Below are 25,551 nucleotides of genomic sequence, written 5' to 3'. Positions count from 1 at the left end.
TCTAATAGATAACGTTTATCATTTGCATGTTGTTATTACTATGTTGTTACTATTTTTGTGCTTCTGCTTTCACCATATCTTGATCTAAGAGCATGGTGCCATTTTTAGCAAGATTGGTATGCCAAGAGAATGCTTCTTCTAACAGATGAGGCGTGTTACCTCCGCGCTCTTTTTTCGCTCGCTCAAAATAGTCACGCGCTTGTTGTTTATACTTTGGATGCATACAGTTTTCGATAATCTTCTCAGCCGCTTCTACAGGGCAAAGACCGCGAATATCGGCATAACCTTGCTCGGTAACAATGACATCAACTTCATGATTGGTATGGTCAACATGGGTCACAAATGGGACGATTGCCGAGATTTTGCCATCTTTTGCGGTTGATTGCGTTACGAAAATGGTGATACGGGCATTACGAGCAAAGTCGGCAGACCCGCCGATTCCATTCATAACATGAGTACCGCTTACATGGGTTGAGTTGACATTACCGTAGATATCGACTTCAAGCGCAGTATTGAACGCGATAACACCTAAGCGACGCACAACTTCAGGGTGATTGGTGATCTCTTGCGGACGGAATAGAATCTTATCTTTATACTTTTCAAGATCCGAAGCAAGATTCTCAACGCGTTTTTTGGAGAGTGAGAAAGCGGTTGCCACAGCAAAATCCACAACGCCGGCATCGATAAGGTCAAAGATGCCATCTTGTAATACTTCAGAGGAGACTGTGAGGTTTTTGAAGCGATCTGATTTAGCCATACCGCTCAATACGGCATTTGCCACAGAGCCTACGCCTGATTGTAAGGGGGCAAGGTTAGGGCCTAAACGACCATCTTCAACCTCTTTACCGAGGAAGTGAAGAAGATTATCCGCAATGGCTTGCGTTTCTTCATTGGGTTCAAAAAGCGGTGATGGAATATCAGGGCGATCAGAGAGGATTACGCCTTTCACCTTGGCAGGATCTACTTTAATACCGATGGTGCCAATGCGCTTGCTTAGATCATCATAAACAGGAATAGCTTGACGGTTATCCCCTTGATCTTTCGGGATATAGATATCATGAATCCCCTCGTAGCTATCCGGCGTTGAGGTATTGAGTTCAATAATAACGTGTTTAGCGCGTTCAACAAAGATCGGTGAGTTTCCGACTGAACCTGTCGGAATAATCATGCCATCTTCGGTAATAGCCGCCGCTTCAATGATTGCATAATCAATCTCCCCTAAGTTTCCTTGACGAAGCGTCTCTGCGGTATGAGAGAGATGCTGGTCAATATACTTGATTTCTCCGGCATTGATCTTCTTGCGAAGAACCGGATTCCCTTGATAAGGTACACGAAGATTAATGATGTCCGCCTCAGCCATAGCTTGGTCGGCGTCAGGGCCGAGAGAGGCGCCTGTGTAGAGATTCACTTTAAATTTCTCTTTTTTACCACGCTCAGCAAGAGCTCTAGGGAAGACCTTAGGTTCTCCAAAGAGGGTGAAACCACTCATTCCTAGAGTCATTCCATCTTCAATCCAGCTTGCAGCCTCCTCTGCAGAGACAATTTTGTTTAGAAAATCTGCATGTCGAATCTTTTTACTTAAATCTTTTGTCATAATGTCGATCCTTTAAGGTTAATTGCTTCTTTATTGCTTCAATTCTTAAATATAGCTTGTCATTAAGGGGGCTACCCTCTATTTTAAGACACTATTTTTATCCATTTTAGGCTATGAAAAGGTTATTTATTAATATAGGCAGATAATGGATAATACTTCAAGTATAAAAATAGTTTTTTTAGAAGGATGTGATGATTCAAAGAATAGAGAATAATAGGTACGATTTCGATATCATTAACCTATTATTGGAATTATTTTTGGATTTCGTTAAATATTTTCTTATAATTTAAGTGTTTATTTGTTAATATGTGTTAGTTGTAAGGGCTAATATAGTATTATACTTCACGGTTAATAGAATTAGTGAAGATAAAAAGACACTGTTATATGACCATATTTTATATGACGCAATGACGAAATAATCGTTTAGAATTATTACAACCTGATTCATTAAAGTGTAATTATTGAATTCTTTATTTGAGAGAGTCTATGTCAAAATTTTATATAACCTGTGCCCAAGGGCTTGCACCTTTTGTGAAAGGGGAGCTACTCGATCTTGGATTAGATGCTAAGGAAGAAGGGACAGGGGTTTCATTCACAGGAGAACCTAAAGATGCTTATCGGGCATGTTTGTGGGTTCGTTGTGGATCGCGTGTCTTATTAGAGCTTAAAACTGGGAAGTTTATTTCGCTTGACCAATTGCATGAGGAGCTCTCGCTCTTCTCTTGGTCAACGCATATGAAAGAGACAGATACCTTTGCTACCAAAGTGACAACGCGAAAGGCGGGGAATATCCATACGCATTTTGCGGCGCTTCGGGTCAAAGATGCAATTGTCGATTATTTTAATGAGTTAATGGGGACACGTCCGAATGTGAATTTAGACGCACCTGATCACCGTTTCTATCTGCATATCGATGAGAAACAATATACGCTTTATCTCGATATGAGTGGAGAACCTCTGCATAAACGAGGATTTAGAAGTGAGCAGGGAACAGCGCCTATTAAAGAGAATCTGGCGGCAGCACTCCTCTATCGCTCTAATTGGCCGGAAAAAGCGGCGAATCATGAGCATTTTATTGATCCTTTATGTGGCGCCGGTACTATTTTGATTGAGGCGGCACTTATGGCAAGAGATATTGCGCCGGGTCTGTATCGTAATGATTTTGGTTTTATGCGTTGGCGCCGATTTAATGCCTCCGATTGGGAAGCTTGTTATCAAGAAGCTAAACGACGAGCTACTGAAGGGGAAGCGCGTTATCAAGGGCAATTAGTAGGTGTTGAGCGTAGTTCGATGATGATCGGAATTACTAAAGCCAATGCGGATCGTGCGCGAGTTTTGAAAAATATGTGCTTTAAACATATGCCATTTCAAGATTATAGTCGCGATCCCGCATTGACTACAGGATTGATTGTTACGAACCCTCCTTATGGTGAACGGTTAGGTGAGAAAGAGACGCTCGTTGAAACCTATCAAGATTTGGGGGATTTCTTAAAACGCTATGAAGGTTTTACAGCCGGCGTGATCACCTCTTCACCGGAGCTTGGACGCGTGATGGGGCTTCGGGCAAAGAAGATCAACAAGTTTTGGAATGGGGCGCTTGATTGTGTTTATCTGCAATTTGAGATTACGCCTGAATATTTCGTTGACCGAAAAAAGGCAGATGCGAATGATCGCCGTGTTGCCTTAGAAACCTTACTTGAAGATGGGGGCGATGCTTTTATGAATCGCCTCACAAAGAATTATAAACATTTAGCAAAATGGGCTAAGCGGCAAAATATTGAGGCGTATCGGCTTTATGATGCCGATATCCCGGAATTTAATGTTGCGATTGATCTTTATAACGATCAGATCGTAATTTATGAATATGAAGCGCCTTCGACAGTGGACAAGAAGCTATCTGAAGTGCGTTTTAATAAAGTTGTACAGCTGATTCCTCATGTTGTAGATGGGATTACTCCTAAAGATATTCACATCAAACAGCGGGCAAAACAACGGGGAAAAAGGCAGTATGAGAAGCTTTCTGAATCGGAGGGAGAGCTCTTTCCGGTGAAGGAGGGTGGTGCAGAGTTACTTGTGAATCTCACTGATTATCTCGATACAGGACTCTTCCTAGATCATCGGGAAGTTCGAATGATGATCGGTAAGATGGCAAAGAGAAAACGTTTTTTAAATCTCTTCTGTTATACCGCAAGTGCGACTGTACATGCCGCAAATGGGGGCGCATTAAATACGCTCTCAGTGGATCTTTCTCGCACCTATTTAGCTTGGGCAGATCAAAACTTGGCACTCAATGGGCATTTCGATGGTCATGCGTTAATCCAAGCAGATGTGCTGAAATGGCTCAAAGAACGTGTAGAGAAGATGCGTGCAAAGCCGTTATTGAAACGAAATGAAGATAAGTTTGATTTGATTTTTATGGATCCTCCTACATTCTCAAATTCTAAACGGATGGAAGATGTATTGGATATCCAGAGAGATCATATAGCACTGATTAGTGATGCAATGCGTCTATTAGCGCATGAAGGAGTGCTTCTTTTTTCGACAAATCTGCGGCGGTTTAAAATGGATAGTGAATTATTGGAAATATTTGATATTACGGATATTTCTAATAAAACATTACCCGAGGATTTCAAACGGAATCCGAAAATTAGACAATGTTTTTTGATTAAACATAAAATAAATATTTAATGTTATTAATATAATTTATATAATAGTAATAACTAGTTTTGCTAGTTATAATTAGATAAAGATTATTGGAAATAGTCATTTTATTGAATGGAGACATGTAAGTGATGAAAGATTTAGATTTAGATGGACTAAGTATTGACAAGATGGAGACGCTTATTACTGAATTAAGTCAAGAGATTGAGAGTCGTCGTGCTGCTGAAGCGGAGCAAGTTCGTAAAGAGATTGAGAAGCTATTAGATCATTCAGGACTCTCGTTCCACGATGTATTTAGAGATAAAGTGGGTCGTAAAGGGCGCAAGGTACCTATGAAATATGGTAATCCTGATAATCCTGAGCAACTCTGGAGTGGTCGTGGCAAAATGCCTCTTTGGATGAAAGAGAAAGTAGAAGCGGGCGCAAGCAAAGAAGATTTTCTACTCGCTACTGAAGAGTAATTTTGTACCATTGCGTTAAACAATGAGTAGTAACACGTTCAATAGTTTAAGGTTCGATCGTAAGATTTAGTAACGAGTTATTGAATAGTGATAGCGATGAAAGGCAATTTAGTAGATTTTGGCTAAAGTGAAAGAGTTGGCGTTTCATTATGAGAGATTTCTCGCATAATGATTTGCCAAAAATGCGAGGAGAATGTTGTACTGCTAGGTACAGCAGGATCGTTAGAGAGATCTGTGATACAGGTAGACTCAATCATTGAAGTGGGGAGATAAAGAGCAAATGCGCTCTTTGTCGCGCTCCTTTGATGGTTTAAAGTCTGTAGTAGAAGCGTCCCCTCTTGTAGATCGCCTTGCATTATTTGATGCTTAGGCTTTAGAAGAAGTGTGTGTAAGGCTTGTAAGCCTCGCCCATCAGCTTTGAGATAGGCTTCTTTTGCGGACCACAGAAGAAAGAAACGTTCTATCGCTTCAGGTGATAGCGTTAAATTCTTTTGGAGAGGGAGTGCCGGCTGTTCGGTTAACCCTAAAATCCATTGGATTTCGGTGATTGAAAAGGTTTTTTGTAGCAATCCGGCAAAGTTTCGTCGGGGTTTTATTGTTTCAATATCGATGCCTAATGGATGATTACCTCTGGTAATCAGAAGTCCTAGAAACTGATCTGTATGGGTGAGGTTAAAGCTGATATTGCAAGTTGGGAAGTATGGTTTCCCATGGGCAGAATAGGCGAGTTCAGGTAGTATTTTGAAATCGTAATAATTTTGCAAAACATGTAGTAGTAGTGCACGACTTAAAAGATAACTAATTTGCCGTTTCCCCCTCAATTTTTCATTGAAGAATTGAGGGTAATTTTTGTGTGCCCAATCAATAGTGGCCTCATCCACATTGAGTAGAAAGACTCGCGGTGCTTCTTCTGCTAGATTTCTATTAACAGTGATCGATGATGGGGTCATAATGGCAATTTTAAGGGTTATAACAGGTTATAACTGGTTATAACTCAATTTCAGCATTCCAGAAGATCTCTTCTGTATGGGTGAGTTTTGCAATCGTTCTGGCCATGACAAAGAAATAGTCCGACAAGCGATTAAGAAGCTTGAGTGAGTACTCATTGACTTGCTCATCTTGACTTTTAAGTGCCCAAAGCGCTCGTTCACCTTTGCGACTAATCGCGCGGATATAGTGTGTTTGTGCGACTAATAGTGAACCACCGGGGAGAATAAATTCTTTAAGTGGCGCAAGATTCTCATTGTATTCAGTGAGTGCGATTTCCAATTTAGTCACATGATCTTCTTTGATCAGATCGATGCCGGGCATTGAGAGCTCACCACCAATGTTAAAGAGAAGGTGCTGAATAAAAGACCACTCTTTCTCAATAGTGCGAAGTTGCGTTGCCGATTGAGGTGCATTATTACCTTCGTAATGGGCAATCTCTTGATGAAGATGGGCAATACCCACACCGAGTAGCGAATTGAGTTCATCAATTAAACCAATGGTTTCAATGCGTGGATGATACTTCTCAAGGCGAATATTACCGGTAATCCCCGTTGTGCCATTGTCGCCGGTTTTTGTCACAATCTTCGATAAACGATGTCCCATAATGTCCTCTATCCTTTTGTTATTGTCTGTAAAATCCGTACTATTTTGTAGGGTTGTTGAAATTCTTATGACTGAAATAGTTATGGTAAATAATTGAGGAAAAGCCCAATAAATATCACTAATCCCACGTAATGATTGTGCAAAAAAGCTTGAAAGCAACGTATTTTATCGTGTGTTTTAATGAGTGTAACTTGATAATAAAACAGAATGATGACAAATAAAATGGCCCACAGGAAGTAGGTTGTTATTTGTAACTGTAGTGCGATGATGATGAGGCATAAAACCATCAGGATCTGTAGTGCGATAATCAGATAATAATCCCGTTTACCCAGTAATGCTTCAAATAGCAGGGCGGAGGATTTGATATTGAGCGCTTTATCTTCTTCACGATCACTCATTGCATATTCAGTATCATAAATCAGTGTCCATAGAATGTTGGTCACAAAAAGGAGATAGCCCACCGCCGGAATTCTGCCTTGAATTTCCATAAAGGCCATTAATATCCCAAAGGCAAAGGCCACGCCTAAATGAGCTTGTGGCAGTGAATGAAATCGTTTCATAAATGGGTAAGAGAGCGCAATTAAAAGCGCCGGAATAGAGAGTAGTAATGTCTTCCAAGAGAGAAAAAGCGCTAGAATGCCGGAGAGCACCACTAATAAAACAAGGAGTGAAATCGCCTCTTTTAAGCTGACTTTCCCGGCAGTTAAAGGACGGTCTTTAGTTCGCTCAACATGTTTATCAATATCCCGATCGGCAATATCATTGATGACACATCCTGCAGAACGCATCAGAAATACGCCGAGCATAAAGATCACCACAATGTGTGCTTGCGGTGCTCCTTCGCTTGCCATCCAAATGGCCCATAATGTCGGCCACATTAAAAGATAGCTACCAATAGGTTTTTCCACTCGCATGAGCTGTAAATAGTAAGGGATATGTTGAATTTGTAGCATCAGAATACTCTGTATCGGTCTATTTATGGATGAATGTATGGATTGATGAAATATCGATCGCCAAAAAACGGTATTTTAATTTCACGAAATCTTCTATCAGGAGATAGCGGTTGTCTCTAGCGAAATTTTGATTAAGAGAGAGTACCGTCTTGTTACCATACCACATTATACAGCTTATAATATGCAGAATAGAATAGGCAGATAGTTAAAATCGCATGGTTAGAGACAGAGGGCTAAGGCAGAGATTTTAGATAGATAGCTCTAAGATATAGATATCTGAGGGCGGAATCCAATTCCTAGCGCAACACTTACTTAAGGAGTAAAATGTTGCCATGAACTATTCAAGATTATCACTTAATGAACGGATCAATATTGAAGTTGGTATACAACTTAATAAAAGTATTCGAACCATTGCTAAAGAGCTAAACCGATCGCCTTCGACAATTTCCAGAGAGTTAAAAAGAGTTGAGGATAAAGATCACTATGCTGCAACAAAGGCACAGTACGCCTATTTACAAGCTAGAAAGAGATGCGCCCCTGATGAAAAACTAACGCCAGGAACGGTCTTATTTGGTTTTGTGGAACAGTGTTTACGTGCTAAATTATCTCCTGAACAAATATCCGGGGTACTTAAAAAGATGGCTAATTCTAGTTACTATGTTTGCCAAGAAACAATCTACAATGCCTTGTATGCTTTACCCGTTGGCCAATTAAAAAAAGAATTACTCCAATGTTTAAGGCAAGGACGTACCACACGAAAACCCCGAAAAGGAACTGTGGATAGAAGAGGGCAAATTCCTGATTTAGTAAGTATTCACTTACGTCCTCCAGAAGTTAAAGATCGTTTAACACCTGGACATTGGGAAGGTGATTTGATCAAAGGAAAAGGCAACGCTTCAGCTGTCGGCACATTAGTTGAGCGCACTAGTGGTTATGTTATGTTAATCAAAATGGAAGATGCAACCGCAACCTCTGCCGTTATAGGGTTTAGCGCAGCACTCAATCGAGTACCTTTAACATTTGCACGAACAATGACCTATGATCGAGGGAAAGAAATGGCTTATCATGCTCAAATCACGCAAAATACGGGAGTTGCTATCTACTTTTGTGATCCCCATAGCCCCTGGCAAAGAGGGAGTAATGAGAATATCAATGGTTTGATACGACAATACTTGCCCAAAGGGACAGATCTTTCTATTCATAGTCAGGAAGAGCTTGATGAAATAGCGCTATCACTCAATAGTCGACCTCGAAAACGCTTTAATTTTAGATCGCCTATCGAAGTTATTACAGAACTATTTCACAAGGAATATGAAGCTACTCAGATGACGAAACATTAACTGTTGCGTTAGAAATTGGAACTCAAGGAGATATAGGGTTGTAATAATCAGCGCTTAAAATATGATACAGTAAGAGCTCCATTTAGCATCAGATAATATGTAAGGTAATGGCTATGATCGATACAGCACATCTCTCTCTTTCTTCCTCTTTTCAACCCTTTACCTTTAGTAGTGCATCATTGGCTCGTTTGGTTGAAAGTTCCGCCTATACTCTAATCGGTAAACGGGTGCTTTTTGGAATTCGAGGGGCGACCTTAGTGGCAGGAGAGTATGGGCAATTTAGCTCAGAGGTGACCCTAGTTGAATCGATTTTAGATGGTGAGAATCTTCGGTGCTTAATGGGGATTTGGGATTTAACCAATGGCAAAATTGCGCTGTTCCCTGCTTCCACTATCCCTCATCAATATTGGCAACAAAAGCAGATCGATTCCCCGAAAGAGGCAATCGCGAATTGTCTAGGAATGGGCGCATATGATTATCGTATTGGTGCTCATGAACCGCATAATCGGCCCTTTGAAGAGGGGGCATTCCGCTTAACTCGACTCCAACCTGTTTTTGCTTGGCGTTTTTATCAAGCAGATCATCAATATCGGCTTAGAAATGGCAAGGGAACACTTGGCATTGTGAATGATAATATCCATAGCGCACAAACAAGTTCTCAACCACAAGGAATCTCTTTTGCTTCTGCGGGTTGTCAGGTGATTGAAGGAGATCATTGTCCACCGGAGATGCCAAACGGATATTATCAACAATTTCGGATATTATCAGGACAATCTGCCATGCCATCCCCTTTAGAAGTAGGGCAATCCTATCGTTATCTACTGACCTCCGCCCGAAAATTAGAGAACATCGTTGCTGGCGATAGTGCACCTGAATTATTACAAGGTTCCACCGGATATGCGGTACGTCTGTTGCAGGAATATCTACTCAAAGAGGGCTTGCTGGACGAAGTATTGATTGATAAAGGCTATTTTAACGGTCATACTGCTTATGCGCTCTACCAGTTACAGCAAGCAAAAGGTGTTTTAGCCAATGGCATTATGACCACAAAATTGTGGCACATGCTAAAGTTGCCAGAAGCCTATTTTAGTTAAATTTGGATGAGCCCATTACCCCGAAAGTCTGCAAATTGGTCAACTCTAATTAATTGATGATTAGAGATCTATCATCTGTTTCTGATGAGGTTTGATAGTGGTAGAAGAGTAGTCAAAAGGGCGTAGCAAAAAATATTCTACAGTAAGATTGGTTCAAAATAAGCTTATTGAAATGCCGGCGCATCGGTTGATCAAGGCAAGGAAGCCGTTCTATCCGGCATCTTGCAAGTGTTGCTTAGTGAGGTTTCATGTTCTTTTAAAATCCCATGCTAGTGGCTTAAAAACCATTTTTCTTAAACCAAATTTACTATTCATGGTGTAATTCATTCCTTTTAATAGTAGATATCTCTTTATTTATCAGTGGTATAGTGAGTGGAATTAGATGTTCTATTTTTAGCTTATTGAGGATTGAGATGAAAAAAGATTCATTTACGGCTATTTTTGCAGACATTAAAGCAGATCCGATGAACGCAACTTATGAGCAGCAAGGGATTGCCCCCTTGTATAGTGTAAATAAACAAGCCAAGATTGTGATTGTGGGGCAAGCGCCAGGGAAGCGGGCAGAAGAGAGTGGACTATATTGGAATGATCCTAGCGGGGATCATTTGCGAGAATGGCTCAATGTGAGTCGAGAGGATTTTTACCATCGTTCTGAATTTGCTATTTTGCCAATGGATTTCTATTTCCCAGGAAAGGGGAAATCAGGGGATCTTCCACCTCGTAAAGGGTTTGCAGAAAAATGGCATCCACGACTATTACAATTAATGCCGAATGTTGAATTAATCCTGTTAGTGGGAAATTATGCAGTTCATCGCTATTTACAGCAACCAAGTAAAGTTTCATTGACAGAGATCGTGCAGCATTATCGGGATTATCTACCGGAATATTTCCCGTTGGTGCATCCATCGCCTCGCAATCGTATTTGGGAGCGTAAAAATCCTTGGTTTGAAACAGAGGTGATTCCTGAATTACAACGGCGGGTAGCGAAGATTTTACAAGGGTAAAAAGTAGGGTAAGCAAGAATATTTCATAGACATCTAGCGTATTCACTGAATAAGTAGAAAGTATTGGGATATATAGTAATGTCGGTTCAAAATAAGCATTATTTAAATGCCGGCGCATCGGCTGTAATAAGTAAGGAAGCCATTCTATCCGGCATCTTGCAAGTGCTGTTTAAAACCATTTTTCTTAAACCAAATTTACTATACTATAAAATAACCCCGAGTCTAAGACTTGGGGTTATTGCTTGCGACTTTTAATAGGTTGTTACCTGACAAAGTCTTTAATTTATAAAGTTGTGACTTTTACAAATGCCTTTTGACTTAGAGACCTTTGCAGGTAAAGTCATACCCTTTATCATCTGATGTACCGTCCCAGCCAGTTAAATCTTCTGCAAGAGGAATGCCCCGGGCTTTCTGCCGTTTTGCTTGCCAGAAAAAGAGCGCTACTAAGATGACAGTAATAATCGCCGCGCCAATTTGTGAAGTGGTTGAAGGAAGATTAAAACCGATCGGCTGTTCAAGGATATAGGTTGTTGTCACCATCAACATGAAGACGCCCGGTAAAAGCGAGATCCAATAGTTACGACCACCGATATAGAGGTAGATGGCACCCACGAAGAGGGCAATAACGGCTGTTGATTGGTTTGCCCAAGAGAAGTAGCGCCATAGGATATCGAAGTTTAATTGTAAGAGTACTACAGCGATTAAGAAGAGTGGAATCGCGATGACTAAACGATGAGACATCTTCTCTTGCCCCATTTTGAGGTAGTCTGCCACAATCATACGGGCACTTCTAAAGGCCGTTGCGCCAGAAGTGATCGGTAGAATAATGACGCCGAGGACAACAATTGTACCACCTACGCTACCAAGCAGCATCGTTGCAATTTTACTGACCACAACTGCAGGATCTTCTCCTGCTTGTGTAAGAATTGCACTTAAGCCAGTGCCATAAGGTGTGCCTGGTTCATAGAACATCGCCATTCCAGCGCCTGCCCAGATCATCGCAATGATTCCTTCGGCAATCATCATTCCGTAGAAGATCAGACGGCCATGACCTTCATTTTGTGCTGTACGGGAGATAATAGGTGATTGCGTTGCATGGAAGCCAGAAAGCGCGCCACAAGAGATCACTAAGAATAGAAGTGGGAAAATAGCAGTACCACGAGGGTTTAAGTTCTCGAGCGTAAGCTCAGGGATATTGCCCACTTTACCCGAAAAGAGCAGACTTACACCAATTCCGATAGCACTGAGGACTAATAGGATTCCGAAGAATGGATAGAATTTACCGATAATTTTATCGATAGGAAGGAGGGTTGCCAAAATGTTGTAGATGAAGATGGCAATGATGATAATCACAATACTGACATGCCCACCCATGAGATCGTACAGTAATGTGCTCGGTGCAGTAATAAAGACGGTTCCTACTAACACTAGAAGCACTAAGGCAAATGCATTAACGATATGGCGCATTGATTTACCTAAGAATTTTTCGGTAAGTTCTGGTAAATGCGCGCCGCGATTACGGATAGAGATCATTCCTGTAAGATAATCATGAACACCGCCGGCAAGGATACAGCCGAAAACGATCCAGATAAAGGCGACAGGTCCGTAAAGTGCTCCTAAAATAGGGCCAAAAATAGGACCTACACCGGCAATATTGAGGAGCTGAATGAGCGAGTTTTTGCGGTTAGTCATAGGGACATAATCCACACCATCGCCTTTAGTATAAGCTGGCGTTGGTCGTTTACTAACACCAAAAACCCGTTCGACAAATTTACCATAGGTAAAGTAGCCGACAATTAGTAATACAATGCCGCCAAGGAATGTAAACATATGTGTTTCCTCCGAATAATATGGAACAGATCACCTATTTTTAATCTCTTAATAAACTCAAGAACCAAAGGGGGATGATTAAAAGTATATGACTATATGTTGATATGACTCTTAATGTGGCTTAAGGGTCTAAAATTCTTTCAACTCCATTAACCATTGGCACAACTTTGCTTATCCTGAGATTAAATCAAAAATTAAACTCGAAAATTAAACTAAAACATATAATTTGTATTAATAGAGTATTTTCAATGGGCTGATTTTTCAATGAAATTTTTCGGGGAAAAGATGCTCAGAATCAGGTTTTTAGTGCCTTTTAGAATTCCTGTTAAATCAGGCATTATGGAAAATAAGCAAAATGTACTAAAATAGAGACTCGACCGGCTGCGGGAATGGGTTGATATTGACCAATTACCCGTAAACCGACAATAGGCGCTAGCCGTGATGCATCTTGATGAATAGGCTGTTTTTAGTGATAAAGAAACGAACATAGAACGCTAAAGAAAATAGAGATAAGCTTGATTGAACGCAAGAAAGCAGGAATTAAACAGAAAATCTAATATCAAATTTTGAAGATGACATGGACTATGCGTGGATTTATCATAGGAAATATCTATTATGGCTAAGAAAAAAGGTAACACGAGTGGGCAGATCGCCGGCAATAAACGTGCTTATCATGATTATTTTATTGAAGAGAAAATCGAAGCAGGGATCTCGCTTCATGGTTGGGAAGTAAAGAGTTTACGTGATGGACGTGGGCAGTTGTCGGAAGCTTATGTCTATATTCGTGATGGTGAAGTTTATCTCATCGGCTCGCATATTCCCCCCCTCAATTCCGCTTCAACGCATGTGTATGCAGATGATACAAGAACGCGTAAATTACTGCTTCATCGCAAAGAAATCGATCGTTTAATGGGCGCCGTGGATCAAAAAGGTTATACATTGGTACCTCTGAGTCTCTATTGGAAACGGGGTTTAGTGAAAGTAGAGATCGGGTTAGCGAAAGGTAAGAAAGCTCACGATAAACGAGCAACCCTGAAAGAGCGTGATTGGAATCGTGAAAAACAACGGATTTTACGTCATGATAATCGTTAATTATGATCATAATCATAATTGTTAAATCGTAGGATTGGCGAGAATGAATAAGGGAACCTTCTATATTGCGATATAGAGGGTTTTTCTTATTGTAGGAGAAGGCTAGAGCTTCCTATAAGAGAATGGTAAGGTGGGGAAGGATATGACACATAATGAGATAAGGAGTAGAGATATGACGATGAATAGAAGTATTGTTTTTTTAGATCAAGGGACTTTAACGCGAGGAAAGCTGCGCTTTAATTTCCCCTATACTCTGACGGAGATTGATAATTGTCCTCATGATGAAGTCTCAAAAGCATTACAAGGCCATGAAATTGCCATTACTAATAAAATTCCGATTAATCGAGCGGCAATGGAAGCGAATCCTCAATTGAAACTAATCGCCGTTGCAGCAACAGGCTACAACATGATTGATATAGAGGCCGCGCGAGAATTAGGCGTTACAGTCTGTAATGTCGCGGGCTATAGCCAAGTGGCAGTAGCAGAGCATGCCTTTATGATGATGATTGCTTTGATGCACCGCTTACCGCTTTATGAGGCACAAATTCGAGAGGGAGCATGGCAAAAATCGCCTTTCTTTACGATTTTTGGCGCGCCTATTTTTGAATTAAAAGGTAAAACATTAGGGATTGCCGGTAAAGGGAGCATCGGGCAACAATTCGCGCAATACGCCGAGAGTTTTGGTATGCAGGTACTTTTTGCCGAGCATAAAGATGCAAAAGAGGTGCGCGCAGGCTATCAGTCATTTAAATCGGTATTAGCGCATAGTGATGTATTCTCATTACACTTACCCTTAACAGAGAGCACACGTAATTTAATCGGCTATGAAGAGTTAACGCAGATGAAACCCGGGGCAATTTTACTCAATGTGAGTCGGGGCGGGTTAGTGGATGAAGAGGCGCTTGCAGAAGCCTTGAGAGAAAACAGAATTGGCGGTGCCGGCGTGGATGTGCTGACGACAGAACCGCCCAAAGCGAATCATCCTTTATTAGCTAAGGATTTAGGGAATTTTATTTTAACGCCACATACAGCCTTTGCGAGTGAAGAAGCATTAGCAACTTTAGTGCATTTGTTAGAGAATAACATCAATCAATTTGTCGCTGGGAACCCCGTTAACGTTGTGAGTTAAATTGGGGGAGGCAAATTTTAATCTGATTGATAATCTAATTGATTATAGGTCGAAATTTGTGATCGGCCTTGATTGATCCATTTTTAAATTTAAAAGGAATTATGATGTTAGCAACTTACTATATGGGCATTAAGCACACGCATATTATGCTTGCCTTCTTTTCGATTATCTTCTTCAACTTTCGTTTTTGGAAATACTTTTTAGTCTCTAGGCCGAAATGGGCGCGTATTATTCCCCATATTGTCGATACTTTTTTGCTATTGACTGGGGTGTTATTGGCCGTAATACTGCACATTAATCCTTTTGCACCAGGCGGTGGTTGGTTAGCTTTGAAATTACTTTTTATGGTGCTCTATATTCTCTTTGCAATTTTCGCTATGCGTCAAAAGTTTGTGCTTTCGACACGTCTTATTGCTTATTTAATCTCAAATAGTATGGCGATGGGGGTGGTCTATATGGCGATTGAGAAGCCTTTTATCTATTAGTCAATTCTCGAATTGGGATGATTTTTTGTTTGCTTGGGTAAAATTATGCTTATTTAGTGCACAAGTTAGAAAAAGATAAGATCTGCTTTTAGTTTCTCAATGATATTCGATGCACGCTTGTAAGCAAAAGCATGATAAAATTACTGTATTTTAAATTCTTTAAAAACAATTGGTTGAGTTGATAGTTGCAAAAAGATGTAAAAAATATTGCGCAAAGAGTGATCAAATTGTTGAAGAAGGCAAATTCTGATGTATACTACACATCTTAGTTAAGCGCCCATAGCTCAGCTGGATAGAGTACCTGGCTACGAACCAGGCGGTCGGAGGTTCGACTCCTTCTGGGCGCGCCATATAGATAACCCGTAACAACCAATGTTATTACGGGTTTTTCTTTATCTACAATTTAGAGTGGTATCGATATATTGGACACAAAGGGGTCTTAATATGGCGATATCAACTTTAATTAGACAAGAAGCTTGTGAAAGGCTTTTTTATCATCCTCCACATTAAATCTCTTACAATTAGGATATGCGATATTGACGGCTTGTAGAGAGTGATAATTGCATTTGCGAGCTGAATATTGAATTTTAACGAAAAGAGCACTGCAATCTAATTGCAGTGCTCTTCTAATATGGCTGGGCTACCAGGATTCGAACCTGGGAATGGCGGGATCAAAACCCGCTGCCTTACCGCTTGGCTATAGCCCAAATATGTTCTCATTCATATGAGAATGAAGATTCTACCATGTAAAAATATTTCATCAAGCTTTTTGCTATATAAAGAATCAATTTTTTTAATTGTAATGTTAGCTTGACGGACTGATTGTGTTTTTATGTTATGTAAAATTATTTTTATATAATTGTTAAAAACAGATTAGTGTCTTTGTTCGTTGTAAGTTAAAATATGGCCTTAAATTTTAAGGGGGATTTAATAACCCTTGGGCTTAGTGATAGTGGACTGATTGAAAGGATGGGAATATGTTGTGGAATGATGGTTACCGTACAGATATTGAGTATACATTTGGTTATTACCCTAATTTAAGCCCAACGCAAATGCGCTTTGCTGCACTTGTGCATGGTTATGATGTTAAGCCTGAAAGTGATCATGATGTACATCTTGAACTTGGTATCGGGCAAGGGTTGTCGGCGAATATTCATGCTGTTTCTCATAAAGGACTGTATTTTGGAAATGATTTCAATCCAAGTCATATTGCATTTGCCAATCTAATCTCTTCCCATTCCGGCGTTCAGGTAAATTTTACGGATCAAAGCTTTGAAGAATTATTGCAACGAGATGATATCCCTCAATGCGATACTATTGCTATTCATGGTGTCTGGAGTTGGATTAGTGAGAGTAATCAACGCTTTATTGTTGAGATCGTGAAAAAGTTTTTAAAGCCAGGGGGATTATTCCACATTAGTTATAACTGTAGTGCGGGGCATAATCATTTTGTAGAATGGAAAAATAGATTGCATCGCTATTACGGCGGCTTATCCGGTTCGCCTCGAGAAAAAGCGGAGAAGACATTTGCGCATTTTGAGGGGATTTTTACACAGTTCCCTGAGCTATTAGAGAATAATCCGCCACTTAAAGTGAGTTGGAATGGCATTAAGAAGCAGGTGAATTCTGGTAATTACAATTATCTGATTCACGAGTATTTGAATGAGCATTGGAAACCGATGACGTTAGAGGAAGTAGCGCAATATTTTGATGATGCGAAGCTCAGTTTTATCGGAAGTATGAATTTTAATGAAATTATAGATGCTTATCGCTTCTCGGAGTCAGTGAAAACCTTTTTAGCGACTCAATCTATTCTCGATCGAGAGATGTGGCATGATACTTTTGTTAAAGAGACTTTTAGAAAAGATCTCTTTATGAAAGGGGGGTACCGTCTAAATGGGCAGCAGCAGTTAGATCGCTTAAAAGAGTGGTATTTTATCTCTTTTGGTTTTCGGGAAGAGCTTGAGAATAAGATGTTTAAATCAGGAACGATGGAGATTAAAAGCGATCTTTTTGATCCTATTGCGGATTGTTTGTGTGCTGAGGATTATCGGCCGAAAAGTTTTGCTGAGCTTTTAGAAGTGCTTCCTTCTAACTATGGCTGGAATGATCTCCTAAAAGTATTGGTAGTTAAAATACAAAGAGGCGATTTTGCAATCGTAAATAATCCCGTGCCAGATCAGTCTGTCGTGGCTAGGAGTCAACAGTACAATGACTATATCATTCATAACTTGATGCCGAGAAGAGGTATTAATTATTTAGCTTCTCCCGTATTAGGGGCAGGTTACTCAAAAATGGGGATGATTTATGTTGCTTATATGAAAGTGGTGTCAGAGAATCCGACGATGAATGATCAAGAGATTGCCGAAGCGATGTTTGACTTTATGGATAAACTGAATGTTTATGCTCGTAAGGAGAACTCCTCTGAGTCTTGTAATCGAGAAGAGAGTATTGAACTCTTTGTGCGGAAACAGATTCCTGAAGCGAAGAAATACGCCTCTATTTGGAAGCATATGAAGTTCATATAAGAGTTCATATAAGTATTTTTAGTTGAATGTATTGTTTCGATTAATTGTGATTCGAACAATGAAGCGTCAAGGATCATTTTCTTGGCGCTTTTTATATTTGAAATGATCGAATTTTACAGGATTTAACAAGCCTCAATATCGAGATTTGATGTCGAGTTTTGATGTCGAGCTTTTATCGAATATCTGCTAATATTCATTAGGGTATGAAACGAATGTTGAGTATTAAAAATTAAATAGAGCGGTTAGAGGAGAGGGAGATGAATCGGAATCAGGTCATTGCGTTGTCGGCGGTTATGCAAGCTGCTATTTTGGTGGATCGTTTGGCAACTACAGGGTCGATTCAAAATGAGGTACGAAATCCATTGTTGCATAGTATTTTTGTATTACATCCAGAAAATATTGATGATGTCTATGATGGGATTGCCAATATTCAACCTGGTTTACAAGCTTTCGCAAATGGATTGCAAAATACTTCAGCACAAGCGAAAATCTATTTCTACTCGCTAATCGCCTTAGAAAAAAACTTAAGTAAAGATAGCGCTATGCTCAATTTATTGGGTGCGGGGTTAGAGTCTCTCTCGGGAAGATTGCAGCATTTTGAGATTGGTCATGAGAATATGATCGCCGGCATTGCAGACCTCTATAGTCAAACATTAAGTAAACTGTCGCCTAAAATTATGGTAAGAGGCGAGCAGAATATTTTAAGTCAAGCCTACATTGCGAATGAGATTCGAGCGATTCTGCTTTCCGGGATTCGTTCAGCGATGTTATGGCGACAATATGGAGGGAGTAAGTTTAAGTTACTTTGGCCTTGGAATAACTTACCACAAACTGCCCAGCAGATTCTGTTAGAAATCTAAAGTAGACTTGCTCAATGATGGAAGATTAAGCAAGTGCGCGTTTGCCTTCGCCTTCGGGGATTTCCACAATAAGGCGGGGAATGCAGATGCCGGAGATCTCTTGTCGTAATGTTTCCACTAATTTAATTGCGCGTGCCTCTTCTACTACAAAGTGGCTAGTTCCGCGTGCTAAATCCATTTGATGGAGATAATAGGGTTTAATACCATTGATAATAAAGGCGCGCATAAGGGCTGTTAATGCCTGAATTGAATCATTAATGTCTTTGAGTAAAACAGATTGCGAGAGTAGTAATACGCCGGCTTTTCGTAGTTTTTTGAGGATTATTTTTGCATCCTCTGAAAACTCAGAAGCGTGATTGGCATGAATCACAAGGGTAATGGCTTTACCTTGATCTATACAATTCTCTAGTAGCATGAGTAGCTCAGGAGTGATTTTTTCCGGTGAGATAATCGGAATTCGGCTATGAATCCGGATATTTTGAATATGAGGAATTGTGCATAGGGCTTCAAATACGATCTGCAAGCGCCGAGCGGAGAGAATAAGTGGATCACCCCCAGTTAAGATCACTTCCCATAGTTCAGTGTGCGCTTGAAAATAGGTGATGGCAGCTTTTAGTTCTGACTCTGAAAGGGTTGCACCTTTTTGACCAATCATCTCTTTGCGGAAACAGAATCGGCAATAGACTTCACAGAGTTGGGTAATTTTAAGTAATGCACGATCTTTATAGCGATGGACAACGCCGGGGATCGGGGTAAAACGTCGGTCGCCGATGGGGTCATCGAGTTCTGTGGGGAGAATATTCGCTTCTAAGGGAGAAGGGATAAATTGCCGAATTAAAGCGTCTCTCTCGTCAGCTGTGACATTTTCGAGTTGCTTTTGTATCGTGGGGCTGATCTTGATTTGAAATGCTTTTGCAACTTCTATAAGCTCAGCGGTTTCTGTGAGCAACCCTTCTTCATAAAGATCGGCAAGATTCGTCCAATATCGACTCATTACGGTATACTACTCCTCTGTTATAGGGTATTTAAGCGTGAATCATATCATAAGGGATTTTAGATGAATAAGAGAGTTATTTGTTTGATGGGGCCAACGGCAACCGGCAAAACGGAGGTAGCCATGCGCCTATCTGATCAGTTACCTATTCAGATTATCTCTGTAGATTCGGCAATGATTTACCGAGGAATGGATATCGGCACAGCAAAGCCTGATGCACAAACGCTCGATCAATATCCCCATCAATTGGTGGATATTTGTGATCCGACAGAGCGTTATTCGACGGCTGATTTTCGCCGAGATGCCTTGGTGGCGATAGAAGAGAGCTTTAATGCCGGCAAGATTCCCTTATTGGTCGGCGGCACATTTCTCTATTTTCAGTCTTTGCTTGAGGGGATCTCGCCTATTCCATCGGTATCTCAGTCGATTTTAGATGATTTAGCAGAAAAGCTTGAGTTAGAAGGCTCACCGGCATTGCATCAAATATTGTCAGAAGTCGATCCTGAAAGTGGGGTAAGATTAAATCCTAATGATTCTCAGCGGGTTGTGCGCGCATTGAGTGTCTATTATGAGACAGGAAAGCCATTAACCTATTTTTGGAGTTTACCGAAACAGGCCGGTTTACCCTATCCTTTTATAAAACTTGCGCTCGCGAATCATGATGAGAAGAAACGCAATCAACAAATTGCCTTGCGCTATCAGGCGATGATTGAGCGAGGTTTGGTGGCGGAGGTTGAGCGCTTGCGACAAATGTACCCTGAGCTTGATCTTGACTACCCTTCTATGCGAGCGGTGGGTTATCGGCAGATTTGGAATTATTTGGAAGGTGAAACCTCATTAGAAGACGCAGTTAAGCTTGCGATTATTGCGACACGACAATATGCTAAGCGCCAACGAACCTGGCTTCGTCGGGAGGTGGATCTCTTAACTTATGATGTGGGGAAGCCGAATTTTCTATCAGATTTATCTCAGAATGTAATGCAATTTTTGCGATAACTTAGATAGATATTAAGGTGTATCTGTTACGTCCGTAGGGGGATTCGTATCTGTGGATTTCTGATGCTTTTCCGTTAGCTGTAATAGTAATGCTTCACCTAGCGGATGGAGAGTTGATTGTAAGTTTTCTGCATTTTCGCTAATCGAGCGTTCAGAGATGGCTAATCCTCGCGTGTAATCAAGCTCTTGAATGAAGTTGCTCAATATTTCTGTTAATTCGCTTTCATCAATGGAATTTTGATTGATCGCAAGTAAATAACGCACGCTAAGTGTTTCAATATCGTGCGGAATACGCCAATAGTAAGATTTAGGAATTGTTGTTTGGTAGAGATAGCGGTGACGCTGAAAAAAGTTCTTAGGAAGGTTGTTCACGATGGAAACAGGAATACCGTCACAAAGAGTGTTGAGTTGGCGGATAATTTGGCTTGGTTGAATACTGGTGATAAAAGCCACATTGATATCAAAACTGCAAAATTGGTCAACAAGTGCATTTTGATCTAATGGCGTAATGGCTAGTTTTTGGGGGGATAGATTGAGCGCTTTTAGAACATCTTTGAGAACAATTTTTTGTAGCGGTTGATTTAATACGCCGTAATTGAGTTGATTTGAAAAGAGTTTATCTTGAGAGGGTTCTCGTGTGACGGCAATAAAAGCTTGTTGATAGAGAGGAATGAGTAGTTGAAATTGTTGTGCTAGTGAGTTATTGAAATACTGTTCAGAGGTAATAATAAAGTCGAAATCGACTAACTCTTTGGTTGAGAGTTCCCCTTGTTCCGCATAATATTCTTGACACCGATGAGAGGGGTGAAGTAGCTCATAGCTGTAACAGAGGTGGCTGCTTATCATACGATCAAGTTCAGAGGGTGTTTGGCGTAATATTTTGATCTCATGTTCCGCTTGAGCCATTGCGAGGCTGAATAAAAGCCCTACAAAGGCGAGCCATTTTAGTAAAGAAGTTTTCATTAGATGATACCCTTCAATTAGTCTTCGATCTTATTATTGTTTAGCACTATTTTTTATCATTGATGGATCTGTTGATGATAGATGAATCATTGATATGAAGCGTTATTTTAGCTGAAGCTAGTGAGGAATGAAATGATTAGGTCGTTGCAGGCAATAAAAAAGCCTGAATCATTGATTCAGGCTTCACTTAATTTGGCTCCTCGACCTGGGCTCGAACCAGGGACCCCTTGATTAACAGTCAAGTGCTACTACCAACTGAGCTATCGAGGAATTAAGGATTGTCATCTTAAGGGAGAAGTCCTCTTTTGTCAAACAAGAAAACTCATTTGTTGAAAAAATAGACAATTGAAGCGCTCTTCTCCCTGTTTTACCGCTTTTTTATCGATCATAAAGAGACTATCTGATGCTTGAATGAATGCCTCATTATTTCCTCTCTGATGGGATTAACTATTATTAAGCTGCTCGCTATTAAAAGTGAGTTCAACCGCTTCTAAATAGTTGCCACTAAAGGGAAGAATCTTAAATGTCATATCATCAAGTTCCACAATCGTGTTTTCCGGTGGTAAGCTTCCGGCTGTCATCATGATCAATCCGCCTAGCGTTTCAACATCTTCCTCTTCGTAGTGTCGATCAAAATAAGCGTTAAACTCTTCAAGTGGAATTAGCGCATTGACTTGATAGAGATTTTCACCAATAATTTTGACAAACTCTTGAGGTTCCTCTTTACGGTCATGTTCATCATCGATATCGCCGACGATCTGTTCTAAGAGATCTTCAATGGTAATTAATCCTGATACTGAGCCAAATTCATCCACTACTAAGGCGAGATGAATTCGTTTCATTCGAAAATCATTAATGAGCGCCGTAATAAATTTTCCTTCAGGTACATATTCTACAGGGCGAATTAGCGACTTAATATCAAGTGAAGATTCGCCTACATAAGGAAGGAGATCTTTAGAGAGTAAAATCCCCATAATCTCTTCATGATTTTCTGAAAGTACTGGAAAACGTGAGTGTCCCGAAGCAATAATACGATCCATAATTACCTCTGGTGCTTCATCGATGGAGATGGTCACCATTTTGGCTCGAGGGATCATGATGTCTCGTACGATTTGATTAGAGCCAGCGATAATAGCGCGGATCATCTCTGCTGAATCATCGCTAATAAGTCCTTGTGCTCTAACTTCCTCACAGTCACGTAATAATGTATCGATTGTTACGTCTTTATGTTTATCGAACCCTAATCGTTGCAACCAAGATTCGCCTTTCCTACTTCCGTCATCAGTCATTGTCTTAACTTTACCTCTATGGACTAATTTACAGGGTTTTTGAAATATTAATCAGGACGCTATTTACGATAATATTCATTATCATAGCGACTATTTTTATCTAGATTATACTGTTACATTGTAAAATACTACTCTATAAAGCAGGAAAAAGTATATTTTTCATTAAAGATAGTATCTTATATAATGCCATACTTGCGGTAGGTCAATTTTCTGTTTTGCCACCTAATTTACACCACTAGAAGTATTTTTGAACAGCACTCAAGGATGGGTTCTGTCAATGAAAACTTCTCATTATTGTTGGTTTATCTATCTTTATGAAAGACAAAAAGAAATATCTTACATTCGGTGAACGTGTGAATCGTGCAATTGCTTATCTAATGCGATTAATCATTTCCATTATTGTAATTTTTGCGCTGTTATCTTTACCGATATTTGCTTATTTTATTATTAAGGCAGATCATGAAGTGACGCCTGAATTTGAAAATCGGCAATGGGCGCTTCCGGCGCGGGTTTATGCTCGGCCCTTAGAACTCTTTGCAGGGCAGCATCTTAAATCGAAAGATCTACTTCAAGAGCTTGAGTGGATTCTTTATCGACCAACAAAATCGGTCTCTCAACCAGGAACTTTTCATTTTGATGAGGCGAAGAATATAGTAACGATTCATACTCGTCCATTTACCTATAGTGATGGTACTGAAGAATCTCACACGCTAGAGGTCTTTTTTAATAAAAATACCATCTCTAAGGTGATTGACCGTGCAACCGGGCATGAACTCTCTTTGACTCGTATTGAACCTCTGTTGATTGCTTCAATCTACCCTACTCATAATGAGGATCGTATTTTACTGAAGCGGGAAGATATTCCACCGATGTTAATTGATACGTTGCTTGCGATGGAAGATCGATCCTATTACCAACATTTTGGTATTAATCCGAAAGGGATTCTCCGAGCAGTTGTGACCAACTTTAAAGCAGGGCGCAATGTTCAAGGGGGATCAACTCTTACGCAACAATTGGTTAAAAACTACTTTTTGACCAATGAAAAAACATTAGAACGAAAAATTCAAGAGATGTTCTATGCAATTGTCTTAGATTGGCGCTTTGATAAAGATGAAATTTTAGAGGCTTATATTAATGAAATTTACCTATCGCAAGATGGAGACCGGGCGATTCATGGCTTTGGTTTAGCCAGTGAATTTTTCTTTGGAAAGCCAGTCAATGAACTCTCTATCGGTGAGATTGCAACGCTTGTCGCAGTCATTCCAAGTCCGAGTAGTTATAATCCCCGTCGTCACCCTGAAGTAGCCATTAAACGTCGTAATCTCATTATTGATGTATTGGTAGATCAGGGGTTACTGAGTGCCGAAGATGGTGCGTTGGTGAAAGCCGAACCGCTTAAGATTTTAGAGAATCCACCACCGGCGAATACTAAATTCCCGGCGTTTATCGAGCTTGTTTATAAACAGCTCAAAGCGCAATATAGTGCAGATCAGCTTAAAGCAGGTGGGCTTCGTATCTTCACAACGCTCGACCCGATTGTGCAGGACTATGCGGAAAAATCTGTGGTTGAGACATTAACGCAAATTGAGAAAAATAGAGGGCTCTCTTCGAATATTCTACAAGGGGCAATCGTCATTGCGAAGAATAATACCGGGGAAATCTCTGCGATTGTTGGGGATCGTAATGTGCGACAAGCAGGATTCAATAGAGCACTCAATACCAATCGTCCAATTGGCTCATTAGTGAAACCTTTTGTTTACCTGCGAGCGCTTGAAGAACCAAGTCGCTACTCATTAGCAACCCCCCTTGATGATGCCTCACCGGTGAGTCTACCTGTAGGTGGGAAAATATGGGAGCCGAATAACTATGATCGGCGACTACATGGATGGGTGCCTTTAATTACGGCATTAGCGAAATCATATAACTTACCTGTGATACGAGTAGGGCTTGATATTGGTCTTGAAAATGTGGTGGATACGCTCTATCGTGTCGGTGTAAATCCTATAAAATATACATTACCAGCAGTACCGGCTTCTCTTCTTGGTGCTGTAGATTTGCCGCCGATTGAAGTGGCACAGATGTACTCAACAATTGCAAATGGCGGGTATTTTACACCACTTAGAGCAATTCGTGAGGTGACAGATATGCGTAGTAATTTGTTAGCGCAATTAGAAGTAGACCCAATACAGGCTATTGATTCGGCGCCCAACTATTTGATTACACAAGCGATGATGGAGGTCGTCTCTCAGGGGACAGCCGGATCTGTCCGGAATAGTGTCGGAAATGTGAAAATGGCGGCGAAGACAGGGACAACGAATGATTATCGTGATAGCTGGTTTGCTGGATTTACTGGCAATTACACTGCTGTGACTTGGGTTGGGCGAGATGATAATAAATCGATTCATCGTTTAACCGGTACGGCTGGCGCGCTCCCTATTTGGGCGAATGCGATGAAAAACCTCTATTTAGAAGATATTGCCCAATCACGCCCTTCTGACGTGATTGATGTGGCCGTAGATCTCTCAACGGGCTTGTTACCGCCGATGACTGCTTGCCCAGATACTAAGATTCGAACACTTCCTTTTATTTCAGGATATCAACCGATGTTTGCGACGGAATGTTATACAGTACCGACGCCAGAATCAGGTGGATTTATTTTTGATTAATAGAGGTAAAACACTCACT

The 25,551-nt window shown here is 40.5% G+C and carries 20 protein-coding genes and 3 tRNA genes; 13 read left to right on the top strand and 10 right to left on the bottom strand.

Translation table 11 applies throughout. The features are described 5' to 3' along the window. Positions 1-49: 49 nt before the first annotated feature. Positions 50-1,594 (bottom strand): succinate CoA transferase, encoded by a 1,545-nt coding sequence (locus tag WMO13_RS09385; protein ID WP_026879518.1) that lies wholly within the window; start codon positions 1,592-1,594, stop codon positions 50-52. Positions 1,595-2,080: 486 nt separating this feature from the next. On the opposite strand from WMO13_RS09385, the gene rlmKL reads away from it, so the two are divergent. Continuing rightward, entirely contained in the window at positions 2,081-4,282 is a 2,202-nt protein-coding gene (rlmKL, locus tag WMO13_RS09380) for a bifunctional 23S rRNA (guanine(2069)-N(7))-methyltransferase RlmK/23S rRNA (guanine(2445)-N(2))-methyltransferase RlmL (RefSeq protein ID WP_026879517.1), read from the top strand. 104 nt (positions 4,283-4,386) lie between these two features. Then, positions 4,387-4,716: an H-NS family nucleoid-associated regulatory protein gene (locus WMO13_RS09375; RefSeq protein WP_026879516.1), complete on the top strand. Its 330-nt coding sequence runs from the start codon at positions 4,387-4,389 to the stop codon at positions 4,714-4,716. A gap of 122 nt (positions 4,717-4,838) precedes the next feature. On the opposite strand, the gene WMO13_RS09370 is transcribed toward WMO13_RS09375, so the two are convergent. The 3 genes from WMO13_RS09370 to ubiA all read right to left on the bottom strand — a co-directional run bounded on the left by WMO13_RS09370 (position 4,839) and on the right by ubiA (position 7,262). After that, the gene (locus WMO13_RS09370) at positions 4,839-5,666 is read right to left on the bottom strand and encodes a 4'-phosphopantetheinyl transferase family protein (RefSeq protein ID WP_026879515.1); all 828 of its coding nucleotides are present in this window, start codon (positions 5,664-5,666) and stop codon (positions 4,839-4,841) included. Between the two features lie 37 nt (positions 5,667-5,703). Then, a complete protein-coding gene (locus WMO13_RS09365) occupies positions 5,704-6,309 on the bottom strand; it encodes a cob(I)yrinic acid a,c-diamide adenosyltransferase (RefSeq protein ID WP_026879514.1) in 606 nt (201 codons plus the stop codon). 80 nt (positions 6,310-6,389) lie between these two features. Further along, entirely contained in the window at positions 6,390-7,262 is an 873-nt protein-coding gene (gene ubiA, locus WMO13_RS09360; protein WP_026879513.1) for a 4-hydroxybenzoate octaprenyltransferase, read from the bottom strand. 332 nt (positions 7,263-7,594) lie between these two features. Between ubiA and WMO13_RS09355 the strand changes: the two genes are divergently transcribed. From WMO13_RS09355 to WMO13_RS09345, 3 genes are all read left to right on the top strand, one after another. Beyond that, on the top strand, positions 7,595-8,602 hold the full coding sequence (locus WMO13_RS09355) for an IS30 family transposase (protein WP_342386846.1): 1,008 nt from the start codon (positions 7,595-7,597) through the stop codon (positions 8,600-8,602). Between the two features lie 113 nt (positions 8,603-8,715). Beyond that, positions 8,716-9,696, top strand: coding sequence for a peptidoglycan-binding domain-containing protein (locus tag WMO13_RS09350; RefSeq protein ID WP_169727766.1), 981 nt, complete (start codon positions 8,716-8,718; stop codon positions 9,694-9,696). 413 nt (positions 9,697-10,109) lie between these two features. Further along, positions 10,110-10,700, top strand: coding sequence for a uracil-DNA glycosylase family protein (locus tag WMO13_RS09345; RefSeq protein ID WP_034855634.1), 591 nt, complete (start codon positions 10,110-10,112; stop codon positions 10,698-10,700). 318 nt (positions 10,701-11,018) lie between these two features. On the opposite strand, the gene WMO13_RS09340 is transcribed toward WMO13_RS09345, so the two are convergent. Then, positions 11,019-12,530 carry a carbon starvation CstA family protein gene (locus tag WMO13_RS09340; RefSeq protein ID WP_026878862.1) on the bottom strand — a complete coding sequence of 504 codons (1,512 nt, stop codon included), beginning with the start codon at positions 12,528-12,530 and terminating at the stop codon, positions 11,019-11,021. Positions 12,531-13,145: 615 nt separating this feature from the next. Here WMO13_RS09340 and smpB point away from each other — a divergent pair. The 4 genes from smpB (at position 13,146) to WMO13_RS09320 (ending at position 15,586) form a co-directional block, all read left to right on the top strand. Then, entirely contained in the window at positions 13,146-13,622 is a 477-nt protein-coding gene (smpB, locus tag WMO13_RS09335; protein WP_026878861.1) for an SsrA-binding protein SmpB, read from the top strand. Positions 13,623-13,800: 178 nt separating this feature from the next. Continuing rightward, a complete protein-coding gene (locus WMO13_RS09330) occupies positions 13,801-14,751 on the top strand; it encodes a D-2-hydroxyacid dehydrogenase (RefSeq protein WP_026878860.1) in 951 nt (316 codons plus the stop codon). A gap of 104 nt (positions 14,752-14,855) precedes the next feature. Beyond that, a complete protein-coding gene (locus WMO13_RS09325) occupies positions 14,856-15,236 on the top strand; it encodes a SirB2 family protein (RefSeq protein ID WP_034855632.1) in 381 nt (126 codons plus the stop codon). A gap of 273 nt (positions 15,237-15,509) precedes the next feature. Then, positions 15,510-15,586, top strand: a tRNA-Arg gene (locus WMO13_RS09320). Positions 15,587-15,868: 282 nt separating this feature from the next. On the opposite strand, the gene WMO13_RS09315 is transcribed toward WMO13_RS09320, so the two are convergent. Then, positions 15,869-15,943: transfer RNA gene (locus tag WMO13_RS09315), tRNA-Gln, on the bottom strand. 270 nt (positions 15,944-16,213) lie between these two features. Between WMO13_RS09315 and WMO13_RS09310 the strand changes: the two genes are divergently transcribed. Both WMO13_RS09310 and hflD read left to right on the top strand, forming a co-directional pair. Then, positions 16,214-17,764 (top strand): class I SAM-dependent methyltransferase, encoded by a 1,551-nt coding sequence (locus WMO13_RS09310; protein ID WP_026878858.1) that lies wholly within the window; start codon positions 16,214-16,216, stop codon positions 17,762-17,764. Between the two features lie 257 nt (positions 17,765-18,021). Continuing rightward, positions 18,022-18,624 carry a high frequency lysogenization protein HflD gene (hflD, locus tag WMO13_RS09305; RefSeq protein ID WP_026878857.1) on the top strand — a complete coding sequence of 201 codons (603 nt, stop codon included), beginning with the start codon at positions 18,022-18,024 and terminating at the stop codon, positions 18,622-18,624. A gap of 25 nt (positions 18,625-18,649) precedes the next feature. On the opposite strand, the gene WMO13_RS09300 is transcribed toward hflD, so the two are convergent. Beyond that, complete coding sequence (locus WMO13_RS09300; RefSeq protein WP_026878856.1) at positions 18,650-19,618, bottom strand: KamA family radical SAM protein; 969 nt, start codon at positions 19,616-19,618, stop codon at positions 18,650-18,652. 63 nt (positions 19,619-19,681) lie between these two features. On the opposite strand from WMO13_RS09300, the gene miaA reads away from it, so the two are divergent. Continuing rightward, positions 19,682-20,614: a tRNA (adenosine(37)-N6)-dimethylallyltransferase MiaA gene (gene miaA, locus WMO13_RS09295; RefSeq protein ID WP_026878855.1), complete on the top strand. Its 933-nt coding sequence runs from the start codon at positions 19,682-19,684 to the stop codon at positions 20,612-20,614. 12 nt (positions 20,615-20,626) lie between these two features. On the opposite strand, the gene WMO13_RS09290 is transcribed toward miaA, so the two are convergent. The 3 genes from WMO13_RS09290 to WMO13_RS09280 form a co-directional block, all read right to left on the bottom strand. Next, positions 20,627-21,577 (bottom strand): TAXI family TRAP transporter solute-binding subunit, encoded by a 951-nt coding sequence (locus WMO13_RS09290; protein ID WP_026878854.1) that lies wholly within the window; start codon positions 21,575-21,577, stop codon positions 20,627-20,629. Positions 21,578-21,770: 193 nt separating this feature from the next. Next, positions 21,771-21,847, bottom strand: a tRNA-Asn gene (locus WMO13_RS09285). Between the two features lie 173 nt (positions 21,848-22,020). Further along, a complete protein-coding gene (locus WMO13_RS09280; protein WP_026878853.1) occupies positions 22,021-22,866 on the bottom strand; it encodes a transporter associated domain-containing protein in 846 nt (281 codons plus the stop codon). 314 nt (positions 22,867-23,180) lie between these two features. On the opposite strand from WMO13_RS09280, the gene mrcB reads away from it, so the two are divergent. Next, positions 23,181-25,532 carry a penicillin-binding protein 1B gene (gene mrcB, locus WMO13_RS09275; RefSeq protein ID WP_084331474.1) on the top strand — a complete coding sequence of 784 codons (2,352 nt, stop codon included), beginning with the start codon at positions 23,181-23,183 and terminating at the stop codon, positions 25,530-25,532. Positions 25,533-25,551 lie beyond the last annotated feature (19 nt).

The organism is Ignatzschineria larvae DSM 13226 (assembly GCF_038500265.1).
GTDB classification, from domain to species: Bacteria; Pseudomonadota; Gammaproteobacteria; order Cardiobacteriales; family Wohlfahrtiimonadaceae; genus Ignatzschineria; species Ignatzschineria larvae.
This window is presented reverse-complemented; position numbering and strand designations above follow the sequence as displayed.